The 13,518-nt window shown below is 35.2% G+C and carries 12 protein-coding genes; 10 read left to right on the top strand and 2 right to left on the bottom strand.

Annotated features, from left to right (window positions below; genetic code table 11):
- Positions 1–58: 58 nt before the first annotated feature.
- The gene (locus B5D55_RS06600; protein WP_078933219.1) at positions 59–862 is read left to right on the top strand and encodes an SDR family NAD(P)-dependent oxidoreductase; all 804 of its coding nucleotides are present in this window, start codon (positions 59–61) and stop codon (positions 860–862) included.
- Positions 863–1,037: 175 nt separating this feature from the next.
- Here B5D55_RS06600 and B5D55_RS06595 read toward each other — a convergent pair whose 3' ends face one another.
- Both B5D55_RS06595 and B5D55_RS06590 read right to left on the bottom strand, forming a co-directional pair.
- Positions 1,038–2,114 (bottom strand): formylglycine-generating enzyme family protein, encoded by a 1,077-nt coding sequence (locus tag B5D55_RS06595; RefSeq protein WP_159446174.1) that lies wholly within the window; start codon positions 2,112–2,114, stop codon positions 1,038–1,040.
- A gap of 265 nt (positions 2,115–2,379) precedes the next feature.
- On the bottom strand, positions 2,380–3,258 hold the full coding sequence (locus B5D55_RS06590; RefSeq protein WP_078933217.1) for a formylglycine-generating enzyme family protein: 879 nt from the start codon (positions 3,256–3,258) through the stop codon (positions 2,380–2,382).
- A gap of 344 nt (positions 3,259–3,602) precedes the next feature.
- Between B5D55_RS06590 and B5D55_RS06585 the strand changes: the two genes are divergently transcribed.
- The 9 genes from B5D55_RS06585 to cas2 all read left to right on the top strand — a co-directional run bounded on the left by B5D55_RS06585 (position 3,603) and on the right by cas2 (position 13,363).
- Positions 3,603–4,067 carry a YdeI/OmpD-associated family protein gene (locus tag B5D55_RS06585; protein WP_200805300.1) on the top strand — a complete coding sequence of 155 codons (465 nt, stop codon included), beginning with the start codon at positions 3,603–3,605 and terminating at the stop codon, positions 4,065–4,067.
- Between the two features lie 528 nt (positions 4,068–4,595).
- Entirely contained in the window at positions 4,596–4,787 is a 192-nt protein-coding gene (locus B5D55_RS06580; protein WP_078933215.1) for a DUF7675 family protein, read from the top strand.
- 117 nt (positions 4,788–4,904) lie between these two features.
- Positions 4,905–5,738, top strand: a complete 834-nt coding sequence (gene rhuM, locus B5D55_RS06575) for a RhuM family protein (protein ID WP_234975394.1) — start codon at positions 4,905–4,907, stop codon at positions 5,736–5,738.
- A 49-nt stretch (positions 5,739–5,787) separates the two neighbouring features.
- Positions 5,788–6,006: a RhuM family protein gene (rhuM, locus tag B5D55_RS11870; protein ID WP_234975393.1), complete on the top strand. Its 219-nt coding sequence runs from the start codon at positions 5,788–5,790 to the stop codon at positions 6,004–6,006.
- Positions 6,007–6,216: 210 nt separating this feature from the next.
- The gene (locus B5D55_RS06570; RefSeq protein ID WP_078933214.1) at positions 6,217–7,212 is read left to right on the top strand and encodes a helix-turn-helix transcriptional regulator; all 996 of its coding nucleotides are present in this window, start codon (positions 6,217–6,219) and stop codon (positions 7,210–7,212) included.
- Positions 7,213–7,226: 14 nt separating this feature from the next.
- A complete protein-coding gene (gene cas12a, locus B5D55_RS06565; RefSeq protein WP_078933213.1) occupies positions 7,227–11,198 on the top strand; it encodes a type V CRISPR-associated protein Cas12a/Cpf1 in 3,972 nt (1,323 codons plus the stop codon).
- 310 nt (positions 11,199–11,508) lie between these two features.
- Positions 11,509–12,090 (top strand): type V CRISPR-associated protein Cas4, encoded by a 582-nt coding sequence (gene cas4, locus B5D55_RS06560; protein WP_078933212.1) that lies wholly within the window; start codon positions 11,509–11,511, stop codon positions 12,088–12,090.
- Positions 12,091–12,107: 17 nt separating this feature from the next.
- Positions 12,108–13,088 carry a type V CRISPR-associated endonuclease Cas1 gene (cas1, locus tag B5D55_RS06555; protein WP_078933211.1) on the top strand — a complete coding sequence of 327 codons (981 nt, stop codon included), beginning with the start codon at positions 12,108–12,110 and terminating at the stop codon, positions 13,086–13,088.
- Positions 13,088–13,363, top strand: coding sequence for a CRISPR-associated endonuclease Cas2 (gene cas2, locus B5D55_RS06550; RefSeq protein WP_078933210.1), 276 nt, complete (start codon positions 13,088–13,090; stop codon positions 13,361–13,363). Before cas1 ends, cas2 begins: the two co-directional genes overlap by 1 nt.
- The last annotated feature ends 155 nt before the right edge of the window (positions 13,364–13,518 follow it).

The raw sequence follows: 13,518 nt of genomic DNA, 5'->3' as shown, positions 1-13,518 counted from the left end.
GAAACATGGCTTGTAATTATGAGTGAGCAAAATAATATATCAATTTGAAGGGAAAAGTATGAATCGTTTAAAGGACAAGGTTATTATTGTAACCGGCTCAACAAGTGGAATCGGCATTGGCATTGCGAAGCTCTGTGCAAAGGAAGCAGCACAGGTGGTGGTTACCGGACGTAATATGGAGAGAGGTCAGAAGGTAGTAGATGAAATTGCAGCAGAAGGCGGCAGCGCATGGTTTCACGCCTTCGATTTGACTGACAGAGAATCTATGCATGCGTTGATCGTTGATGTGGCAGAGAAGTTTGGCAGAATTGATGTCCTGATCAACAACGCTGCCGGAATGGGAATGAAGGACGGACGTGTGGACGAGATCAGCTTCGAGGAGTTCAATGCTGTGGTAGCTACGGATCTGGGCGGAACCTTTAACATGATCAAGGAAGCACTGCCTTTCCTTATGAAGAATGAGAAGGGTGGCAATATTATCAATATCGGTTCTATGGCCAGTGTAGGAGGAGATCTCGGAACAATTGCGTATGCCTGTGCAAAGGCAGGCGTTGACAAGCTGACTGAGTATGTTGCTTGCATGTATGGTCCCAGTGGAATTCGCTGTAACTGTGTCCGTCCCGGTCTGATTGTTACTCCTCAGAATGAAGGACGTATTCCGGATGTACTGAAGGATATCTTCCTTTCCAATATTCTCGGAAAACGCTGTGGTAACCCTGATGACATCGGACATTTGTGTGTATACCTTGCAAGTGATGAAGCTGAGTATATGAACGGACAGGTTCTCACATGCGATGGCGGACTTAATTCACATACACCCACGGTTGCGCAGTTCAGACAGATGGCAGGCCGCACCTGGTAACAGGGAATTGTTTGTGTATTAAAGTATAGCAGGTAGCAAAGCAATGTTACCTGCTATTTATTTAGGGTTTAATACAAACCCTAAAAACGGCCGAGTCAAGGCCTTGAGCAAAGCGTGCCTTGACCGGACGTATTTGCCTAAAATAATATAAACCTAATTTATATATAAGTAAATTTTATTTTGCAGAACGAACTACACGGAAGCCCCAAGTATTATTACGGTTACCTGGCATATTTGGAGGAAAGTTATAAACATAACAAGCAGTAGCTCCAGTCCTCCAACTTCCACCAGCTGTAAAAATATGATTTCCATTTTCATCTAAACGAACAGGATTGATTTCTAATTCACCTGTGTATTTTGGAGATATATTCTCATTTATTTTTGCATAACAAAATTCTGAAACATTACCACTCATATCATAAAGACCAAGTCTGTTTGGTTTTCGTTTTCCAACTTCATGAGTTCCTTTGTAGGAAAAATATGTATCATCTTCTCTATTTCCACTAGTAGAAGATTCGCCTGTTCTATTATTGTATCTATACCAAGCAACTTGATCACATTTTTTATTAACATTAGCTAGTTTTTCACTAGATTCGGTATCTATACCACTAAAAAGAAAATTCCAGTCTAGTTCATTTACATCTCCACCACGAGAAGCATATTCAAATTCGCATTCAGTAGGTAAACGATATCCATTTGCACTAGAAATAAATTCAACTTCTGCATCTGTTATATGACTAGAAAGATTTACTGAAGATACTTCTGTAACAGTAATTTTATAAGCAGGATTTAATTTTTCTTTTTTACTTAAAGCATTACAAAACCAAATTGCATCAAACCAAGTTATACCTTCTACAGGACGCTTTTCTTGAATTTCACCTTCAAATGAATGATACACATCACTATCAGCTTGACAATACGAAGGATTAGGCTCTAATTGAAATTTAACTCCATCAATTCCTTTTACTGTAACTTTTTGATCCCACATTACGCTGTAATATTGTTCCTGAGTTATTTCATACTTTCCAATATAAAAATCACTTAACTGAACACGTCTTTCCAAAGGAAAACTTCCTTTTGAAGTGTATAAACTATTATTCTTTCCATTAATTATTCCACCAGAAACTTTTACCATTTCTGGAACGATAACTGGCATAAAAGGATTTTTTTCTTCTGAGATATTAACTTTACAACAAGTTATACAAAAAAGAAAAATTGTTACTATTAAAAATGAAGTTAATCTTTTTATCATACTTACTCCCATAAAAAGTCAATGAGGAAATATCAATTTCCGATTTGACTTTTTACGCTGTTCCGTAATGCAATGAGGAACAGCAATTTATAAGAAAGTTTGCAACGCGAACTTGTGAATACGTCGAGTCAAGGCACGCTGTCGCTTAAAGCCTTGACTTCTCCGTTTTTAAGGTTTGTATTAAACCTTAAATAAAAACTTTGACGCTAGTTAGGCAAAGTTTTTATTACACTCTCCCATATTCTATTTTACAAATAGAATTTTTTTATTCTGCAGTACAAACTACCCGTAAACCAATTTGAGAATTTCGTGCTGTTAGTTTCATTGCTATGCAACTACTATATGATCTAGATAAAAGAAAAGATTCAGGTTGTTTATAAAAATAATATCCTCCTGCATAAAGGACATTTTCGTTTCCTTTGTATTTATCAAAAGTCCATTCCTCTATATTTCCGTTTAAATCATAAATTCCTAAACCGTTTGGTTTTTTAGTTTTTATTTCTGATACAATGTCTGTATTCCAAACAGCAACTTCATCTAAATCGTTACTTCCTGCATATTTAAACTGATAACCTTTAAGAGCGTTTCCACCTCTAGCGGCGTATTCCCATTCTTTATGAGTTGGAAGTCTGTAACCATTTGCTGAAGGATCACATGTTACATTAACCCAATTTTCCCAACTTTCCCAAGTGCTACTTTTTGGAACTTTTCCCCAATCTTTTGGATTTGTTGAATCGTTAATTGTGTAACAAGGTGTTCTGCCTTCTGCGATACTTCTGTTATTACAATAAACTAATGCATCAAACCAATTTAAATCGTAAGCAGGATAATTATCCCCGATAGCTTTTTCATTTTCATTTATACGATACTCATAACCTTCGTAATATCGTGCAAATTCTTTTTGTGTTACTTCGTGGTCGCACATGTAAAAATCAGAAATAGTAACTGTACCTCCTGCTATAAACCCAGGACTCTCTGTGTATCCTTCTGCTTGAATTGCGCCTTCAATGGTTGCACCTTTTATAAAAATAAAATCTTTTGACAATGGTAATGGTTTTGTTGGTTTTTCAGAATTAACTTCACAAGAAAAAGTAAATATCAATAAAACTAAAGATAATAAAATTTTCATTAAATTATTTTTCATAAACACCTTCCTTTTTTTAAAATTTTTATTTGTAATAATTATATGATAACAATGTTATTTCATCAAGATTGAATAAAAATCAATCATAAACGAGTAGAACGATTATACAAAGAAAATAAAATGCAGCTTAAAAATCGCAAAAAAAGTCATAAAAATATTCTGTAAAGAAAAAAGAGAAACATATTCGGCTTTTAAAAAATCGAGAAAGCTGTATAATAATTATTATGCAACAAAAACACTCCACCAGTTCGGAAAATATTTTTTACACTTCGTCGCGGTCGGTTTGGCGCACCTGGCTTTTGAAAAATTACAGGACGCAAAAAGAGGTCTGGTTTGTGTTCCCTATGAAAGAATCTGGCGAGGAAAGCCTTTCTTATAACGATGCTGTTGAAGAGGCGCTGTGTTTCGGGTGGATTGACAGTACGATAAAGCATATCGACAGAACTCACAGGGCGCAGCATTTTACGCCGAGGAAAAAAGGAAGTGCGTATTCAAGACCGAACATAGAACGGCTTATCTGGCTTGAAAAAAATAATCTTTTGATGGACGAAATCCGCCCGGAAGTTCTGCCTTTGATTCGTTCGCCGTATGTTTTTCCTAATGACATTATTACAAGCATAAAAAGCGATTTGCGTGCCTGGGAAAACTTTCAGACATTGAGCGACGGCTACAAAAGAATCCGCGTTGCTTATATTGATGCGGCAAGAAAGCGACCGGAAGAATTTAAAAAACGGCTTGAAAACTTTATCGCAAAAACGCGCGACGGCAAATTGATTAAGGGCTTCGGCGGAATTGAAAAGTATTATTGATGGCGGCTTTTTGGTTGCTTAGACTCCTTCTGAAGTCTCAAGTAACAAAAGCAACCAAAAACCAGGCTATTCGGGGTTCCGCTATCGCTGCATTCGACGCAGCAAGCTGCTTACGAACGGCTTCGCCGCCCCTACTATCCTTGCCGCTTATTCTTATTTGATATTCCTTTGCAAAATTAAAAATTCATTGTTTTTTATGCTGTTCTATGTTATTATATAATAAAGAATTAGATTCTGTGTTTTTGCAAAAATCTGTAAACAGTCTGTTTACAGGCTGTAAATAGACTGTTTACAACACGAAAACAGCCTGTTTACAAGGTGCAAACAGCCTTTTTCCAAAATATTTGTTCAAGATAAAAATAATTTTTGATCAAGATGAAAATAAATTTTGTTCTTGATGAAATATTTTTTTGTCCGCGAAGTTTAATTTAAAAATAAAGCAAAACCGTAAAAATCTGCCGTGAAGATGCGCAATTGTTGCAGGTTGACCGGAAAGTTTAATCAGTTATATATAGAAGGAACAATAAAATGAACTTTTATAAAAATGATGAAAAAGATCAAATCTGGATGGTTGATACCCTAGGTTCTAAAGGAGAATTTTTGTTCAGTTTTGACAAGAAGAGTATTTTTAATTTTTTCACTGATTATCCTGATAAATTATCTGATGAACAAATTGAAATATTCAAAAAAGAGCAGCCTATGCTGGCTGAATTAAAATAAACACTTTCTTTTGTCGAATATTGACTGATAAAACCATACATCATAAAAAGTTCATTAAAACAATTCTACTCCGACATTATATGTCGCTTTTTTGATTTATAATGCTATAATCATAATATGGAAAAACTGCAGAAAAACGTAGAAAAAAACACTGGTGAAATTGTAATATTCAAAACCTCAGAGAATAATGTTTCTATTGATGTTAGATTTGAAGGTGAAACGGTCTGGCTTACTCAGGCACAGCTTGTAGATTTATATAACTCAAGCAAGGCAAATGTAAGCGAACATATAAAGCATATTTTTGAAGAAGAGGAACTTGACGAAAATTCAGTTGTTCGGGAATTCCGAACAACTGCTACAGACGGCAAATCATATAATACAAAATACTACAACCTCGACATGATTATTTCTCTCGGCTATCGCATTAAATCGAAAATTGCGACTCAGTTCCGTCAGTGGGCTACAAAACGACTGAACGAATATATCCGCAAAGGCTTTACAATGGACGACGAGCGCCTTAAACAGGCTGGCGGTGGGGATTATTGGAAAGAACTTTTGGCACGAATCCGCGATATCCGTTCTTCTGAAAAAGTAATGTACCGTCAGGTTTTGGATTTGTATGCTACGAGTGTGGATTATAATCCTAAATCACAGGAATCTGTTTCATTTTTCAAAATGGTTCAGAATAAGCTGCATTATGCGGTAAACCGTCAGACTGCTGCTGAGATTATTTATGACAGGGCTGACAGTGAAAAAGAATTTATGGGGCTTACTTCTTTTAAGGGCGCTGACATTACTCTTGATGATGTGCGGATTGCAAAGAATTATCTTAGCGAAAAGGAACTGAAAAAACTGAACGCGCTTGTTTCCGCCTTTTTTGATTGTGGATTTATAATAAAAAATAAATCCACAAAACGAGTGAGTCAAGACTTTAAGCGTAGCGTGTCTTGACCACTCGTATATTGCAGAGTATCAGGCAGAAAATCACAACGAAATGCACATGAGTGATTATGTAGAACAGCTTGACCGTACAATAAAATCTGTTGGTGAAGAAGTTCTGGAAGGGGCAGGCAAAATCAGCCACAAGAATGCAATGGAAAAAGCAGAAGGCGAATACCGAAAATATCAGGTAAAAACACTTTCTTCTGCAGAAAAGGCTTATATTGAAACTCTTAAAGAGTTGAAACAGATAGAGAGTAAAGAAAAGAATGCAAAATAACAAAACAAACGGATTTGTTCGCATCTAACGATGCTCACGGGGGAAAAGAGTGAAGACTGTTAGGTCTGAACAAATCCGATTTTTCTGTGTCGTTTTACGCACTCATTTTAGATTGACTGATAAAAACCATACATCATAAAAAGTTCATAAAAACAATTCTACTCCGACATTATATGTCGCTTTTTTGATTTATAATGATATAATCATAATATGGAAAAACTGCAGAAAAACGATGACATCCGCCGGACTACACGCATCATTCAGATTGATGAAATGCTTCGCGGCGGTTCTTATGTTAAAATTGCCTCTCTTGTACGCAAATTTGGAGTTTCGCAGCGCACTGTTGAGCGAGATTTTGAAAGACTTCGTGATGACTTGAATGCGCCACTTGAATACGACAAGTCAAAAAACATGTATCATTACACCGACCCGACTTTTTCTGTTCCAAATGTAATTTTAACAGAAGGCGAACTTTTTACAGTTTCCGCGCTTCTTCCTCTTATGGAACAGTACAAAAACACACCTCTTGAATCATCGTTTAAAAACATTATGAAAAAGCTTGTTGATTTTTTGCCAGACACGGTGAGCGTCAATTCTTCTTTTTTGAATCAGGACATCAGCTTTATTTCAGACCCGCTCCCAAAAATCGACGAAAACATTTTTAATATGATTTTTAAGGCTATAAAAAGCAGTAAAGTTCTTTCTATCAAATACCAAAGTTCCAAAAGTCAGCAGCCGAAAGAAAAAACTTTTAACGCGTATAAAGTAATTTGCCAGAAAGGAAACTGGTATGTTTTCGGTTTTGAACACGAGACAAGTGATTTTAGAATTTATTCACTTGCAAGAATTCAAAATGCACAATTACAAAATGACTCTTTTAGAGTCCCGCAAGATTTTGACATTAAAAAGCATATTGATTTGGAATTAGGCATCTGGAACAATCCCGACCGGTTTGAAGAATACGAAATTTTATTTGCAAAAGAAACCAGCCGCTATGTTTTAGAGCGCGAATGGCACAAAGACCAGATTATTGAACAAAACGAAGACGGAACTGTTTTACTGAAATTCAAGTCGAACCAGTCGCAGATGATTTACACCTGGCTTTTAAGTTTTGGAAACAATGCCACAGTAATAAAACCGCCGGAACTCCGCGAAAAAATCCGTGCGGAATGTGAAAAGGTGGCAGAAAAATACATAGTAAAATAAATGGAGGATAATTTATGAAAATCAGCGAAGAATTTTGCGGACAGGGGAACGGGTATTCAATTTCAAAAACTTTGAGATTTGAATTAAAGCCAAAGGGGAAAACTCTTGAAAATATTGAAAAAGAAAAATTACTGGAAAGTGATTTTAAAAAATCGCAGGATTATAAAGATGTAAAAATAATTCTTGACAACTATCATAAATATTTTATTGATGATGTTCTGCAGAAAGTTAATCTTGACTGGACTAAGCTTGCAGCTTCTATAACCGATTATAACAAAAACAAAGAAGATGATTCATCTGTAATAAAAGAACAGGATTTTCTTAGAAAAGAAATTGTAAAAATAATTTCAAAAGATAAAAGGTTTGCATGTCTTACGGCATCAACCCCAAAAGACCTTTTCAACAGTATTCTGCTAGAATGGTTTGAAAAATCAACTGAATTTAGTTTAAATAAAAAAGCTGTGGAAACTTTCAAAAGATTCAGTTCATATTTTAAAGGTTTTCAAGAAAACAGAAAAAATATGTACAAGGACGAACCGATTCCAACAGCAGTGCCTTATAGGATTGTAAACGAAAATTTCCCGAAGTTTTTGCAAAATGCAGAGTCTTTTAAGGAAATTCAAAAAAAATGCCCTGAGGTTATTGAACTTGTAGAGAAAGAACTGTCTGCATATCTTGGGAATGACAAGCTTTCAGATATTTTCTGCGTAAAGAATTTTAACAGGTATCTGTGCCAGACAGGAGCAGAAAATCAACGCGGAATTGATTATTATAATCAGATAATTGGCGGAATTGTTCAAAAAGAAAATGATGTGAAATTACGAGGAATAAATGAATTTTTAAACTTGTTCTGGCAGCAGCATGTTGATTTTGCAAAAGACAATAGGAGAATTAAGTTTGTACCATTGTATAAACAGATTTTGAGCGACAGAAGTTCATTGTCGTTTAAAATACAAACATTAGAATCTGATGAAGAATTAAAAGAGGCTGTTCTGTCTTTTGCAAAAAAACTGGATTCAAAAAATAAAGATGGAAAAAATATTTTTGATTTGGTTATGGAACTGACTGAAAATATTAACCAATATGATTTATCCCAAATTTACATAAACCAAAAAGACATGAACGCAGTTTCAAAAACTCTTACAGGCGACTGGGCCTATTTGCAAAAAAGAATGAATATCTTCGCCGAAGAAACTTTGACTAAATCTGAACAGAAACGGTGGAAAAAAGAACTTGATGATGATACTTCAAAATCAAAAGGAATTTTCAGTTTTGAAGAATTAAACAAAGTCTTAGAATATAGTTCAGAAAATTGTTCTGCTGTTTCAATCAAAATTCAAGAATATTTTGAAACAACAAAGCGTTGGTATTTTGAAAAACAAACAGGCATATTCACAAAAGGTGAAGAAATAATTGAGCCGTCAATAAGCGGATTGTGCGGACAAATAAAAAGTAATTTTGACGAAGTAAATAAAGTTTTTGGGAATGTTTCTTCCGAAAATACATTGAGGGAAAACCCAGAAGAAGTTGAAAAAATCAAGAATTATCTTGATTCTGTACAAAATTTACTGCATCGAATAAAACCTCTGAAAGTTAATGGAATCGGTGATACAAGTTTTTATTCAGAGTATGATGAAATTTATTCTGTGCTTTATGAAGTAATTTCACTTTACAATAAAACAAGAAACTATATCTCAAAAAAATCCGGTATACCTGAAAAATTTAAGTTAAATTTTGATAATCCGACTTTAGCGGATGGATGGGATCAAAATAAGGAACAGGCAAATACTTCTGTCATATTGATAAAAGATGATGAATATTTTCTTGGAATTATGAATGCAAATAACAAACCGAAGTTTCTTGAAAATTATGAAGGAAATACTGAAAAATGTTACCAGAAAATGATTTATAAACTTCTTCCCGGACCAAATAAAATGCTTCCTAAAGTGTTTTTTTCAACAAAAGGAATTGAAACTTTTAATCCCCCAAAAGAAATTTTGAACGGGTACAATGCCGGGAAACATAAGAAAGGAGATAGTTTTGACCTTGACTTTTGCCACAGCCTGATAGACTGGTTTAAAGATGCAATAAATCGTCATGAAGACTGGAAAAAATTTGATTTCAAATTTAGTGAAACATCTTCGTATAAAGACATCAGCGAATTTTATAGAGAAATTTCTGAACAAGGCTACAAACTCACTTTTACTGCTATTCCTGAATCTGTAGTAGAAAAAATGGTTACAGACGGAAATCTTTTCCTTTTTCAGATTTATAACAAAGATTTTGCAAAAGGTGCTTCTGGAAAACCGAATATGCATACTCTCTACTGGAAACAGCTTTTCAGCAAAGAAAATCTTTCTGACACGATTTTGAAACTTAACGGAGAAGCAGAAATTTTTTATCGTGAACCCGGAATAAAAGAACCTATAGTTCATAAAACCGGTTCAAAACTTGTAAACAAAGTTACAAAAGACGGAGTTTCTGTCCCTGCTGAGATTTATAATGAAATCTATAAGGTTCAGAATGGAATGCAGACAGAATTGTCTGAAACTGCACAGGTTTTTGTAAAGGAGCATGAAGTTAGTGTAAAAACAGCAAGTCATGACATAACAAAAGACAAGCATTTTACTGAAGCAAAATTTTTATTTCATGTTCCAATTACAATTAATTTTAAGGCGCAGGGAAATTCACTGACAATGAATGAGCGCGTAAGAAAATTTTTGAAAAACAACCCTGAGGTAAACATAATCGGACTGGACCGAGGTGAACGCCATCTTATTTATTTTTCACTTATCAATCAAAAAGGTGAAATCTTAAAACAGTTTACTTTCAATGAAGTTGAACGAAAACAAAATGACAGGATTATAAAGGTTGATTATCACGAAAAACTCGACAACCGTGAGAAAGAACGTGATGCCGCACGAAAGAACTGGACAGCAATTGGAAAAATCGCAGAATTAAAAGAAGGTTATCTTTCTGCTGTAATTCATGAACTTACAAAAATGATGATCCAGTATAATGCAGTCATCGTTATGGAAGATTTGAATTTTGGATTTAAACGCGGACGCTTCCATGTTGAAAAACAGGTTTATCAGAAATTTGAGCGCATGCTTATTGATAAACTGAATTATCTTGTGTTTAAAGATAAAGGATTTACAGAACCTGGCGGAGTATTGAACGGATATCAACTTGCCGGTCAGTTTGAAAGTTTTCAAAAGCTAGGCAAACAATCAGGATTTTTGTTCTATGTTCCTGCCGGCTACACTTCAAAAATTGATCCTAAATCAGGTTTTGCAGATCTTTTTAATTTGCGTGATTTAACGAATGTCCGCAGAAAGAGAGAATTCTTTTCAAAATTTGATTCGATAAAATATGATAGCGAAACTATGTCTTTTTCGTTTGCTTTTGACTATAAAAATTTCGATGGCAAAGGTAAAACTGAAATGGCCAAAACTAAATGGACTGTTTTTTCAAAAGACAAGCGGATTGTTTATTTCCCGAAAAATAAATCTTATTCAGATGTTTTTCCGACTGATGAACTAAAACAAACTTTTGAACAGGCTGAAATAAAAATTCATGATGATGAAAATCTGCTTGATGTTATTATGGAAATCGGTGCAGATTTAAAACCAGATGAAAAACCAAATCAAAATGTTGCTTCTTTTTGGGATTCGCTTCTCAGAAATTTTAAACTAATACTTCAAATGCGAAATTCTAATGCTCAGACAGGAGAAGATTACATCATTTCACCTGTAAAAGCCGATGACGGAACATTCTTTGACAGCCGCAACCAGCTTTCTCTTGGCAAAGAGGCAAAACTTCCAATAGATGCCGATGCAAACGGAGCTTATCATATTGCATTGAAAGGTCTGGAACTTTTAAGACGCTTTAATGAAACAGATGAAATAAAACTAAAAAAAGCTGATATGAAGATTTCCAACGCCGACTGGTTCAAGTTTGTGCAGGAAAAACAATATTTGAACTAACCCCACCACCAGCACGCTTGCCAGAAACACACAGTTTTTGCAGGCGTGCAGATGGTTTGGAAATTATGGATTTTTTATGTTTATCTGTGTTATTTTACGAAACTATGGGAGATTGTAAAAAATGACACGTGGTGATATTTATATGCTTGATTTTGGCATTCCTTCCAAAAGATATTTTGAAAAAGATTGAAAATGAAATCGATTATGTAACAAAAGAATAGCAGTGATTCCGGTAAAACCAAACTTCTGCAAATCATTTTAGATTTTCATAATTTTGAATAATATTGCCCGGAATTTGGAAAATAGTATCATGGAACTCTACCTTAAAATCACTTATCTGAACGATTTTATCTTTTGTCCGCTTTCTATTTATTATCATCAGTTGTATGGCGATTTGGCAGAACGACTTTATTATGACAATGCACAGCTTGACGGAAAGGCTGCCCACTCTGCAATTGATGAAAAGCGGTATTCAACTCATAAAAACATTCTGCAGGGAATCGATGTTTATTCTGACGAATTTAAGCTTTGTGGGAAGATTGACATTTTTGACACGGAAAAATCGCTTCTTACGGAACGAAAAAAGCATATTGAACAGATTTATGACGGCTATATTTTTCAGCTTTATGCGCAATGCCTTTGCCTTAGGGAGATGGGGTACACGGTAAAGGAAATGCGTTTTTATTCCAGCGACGACAACAAGATTTATCCGCAGAAACTGCCGGAAGAAAATCCTGAAATGTTTGAAAAATTTAAATCCACAAACGAAAAAATGCAGTTTTTTAATCCGGCAGAATACATTCCAAAATCCCCGGAAAAATGCCGCAACTGCATTTACAACGATTTTTGTGACAGACCGCTTGCTCAAAAATCGTACCGCGGCGGAAATTAATTAAATAGAGGCGTCGTATGATGAGTACCCGGGATTTTGAATATAAGCAGATTGCCTTTGTGTTTACCGGCAAGGGCGAAAAAATCAGCTTTAAAAACGACAATCTTTTGATTACGGACGAAAATGGAAAAACAAAGCATCAGTCCACCTGCTACAGACTTTTCCTGCTTTTTATCTGCGGAGACTACTGCATTACATCGGGACTTTTGGACAGGGCAAATAAATTCGGCTTTAACATCGTTCTTATGACACCCAACCTTCGAGTAACTAAAATCATTCCTTCCAAGGCAGAAGGCAATGTTCTTTTACGAAGGCGCCAGTATGAATACGACAAAACCGACATTGCTGCTAGAGTAATTGCAAACAAAATCCATAATCAGAACTTTCTGCTAAAAAAACGGCGCAATAAATCTGAAGAAGAAAAGGACATTATTCAGAAACTCAAAAATTTTGAAAAAGAAGTGCTCAAACCAAATTTAAAAGTTCAGGAAATTATGGGAATTGAAGGCGTAAGTGCAAAACTGTATTTTCAGACGCTTTTTAAGGAGCACGACTGGACTGCACGGCGACCGCGGGTTAAGCATGACATTACAAACTGCCTTTTGGATATTGGTTATACGATTTTGTTCAATGTAATAAACGCACTTTTGGAAATGTACGGTTTTGATGTTTATGTCGGGATTCTTCATACGCAGTTTTTTCACCGAAAATCCCTCGTCTGCGATTTGGAAGAACCGTTCCGCCCAATTATTGACGCGGCTCTCATCAAGGCTTTTAATCTTGGACAGATAAACGAAAAAGATTTCTGGAAAAATCAGGAACAGTTCATCCTTCCTTGGAAAAATTCCGCCCCGTATGTCGAACTTTTTATAAAGGCAATCATGGAATATAAAAACGAAATTTTCATTTACCTGCAAAGTTATTACCGCGCATTCGTGCAGAAAAAAAACGCCGAAGATTTTCCATTTTTTGACCTCGATGACAAGGAGGAATCTTGATGATTTTGGTCAGTTATGATATAAGTAATGATAAGGTAAGGACAAAATTTGCAAAGTTTTTAAGCAAGTTCGGGTTCCGCCTTCAGTATTCAGTTTTTGAAATTCACAACAGCGAAGCCGTGCTTTCCAACATCGAAAATGAAATTCAAAATGTTTACATGAAGGCTTTTACAGAGGAAGATTCTGTGATAATTTTCAATCTGTCGGCAACCTGCAAAAAAACATGCTACGGATACGCAAAAAACGAAGAAACCGATGTTTTTGTGATAACCTGAAAATTGCAACCCCCCAGTCTTACTGGAGAAAATTGCCATGAAAAATCTTAAAACACCATATTTTGACGTAACAAATGCAAAATATAGCAACAAACCGTACTGTAGTACAAAGGTTAGAGTTTAAGACCAATACAAAATTTCTACTGTTGTAGATA

This window comes from Treponema porcinum (genome assembly GCF_900167145.1).
GTDB lineage: Bacteria > Spirochaetota > Spirochaetia > Treponematales > Treponemataceae > Treponema_D > Treponema_D porcinum.
Note: the sequence above shows the minus strand (reverse complement) of the source record. Positions and strands in the feature narration are given on the sequence as shown.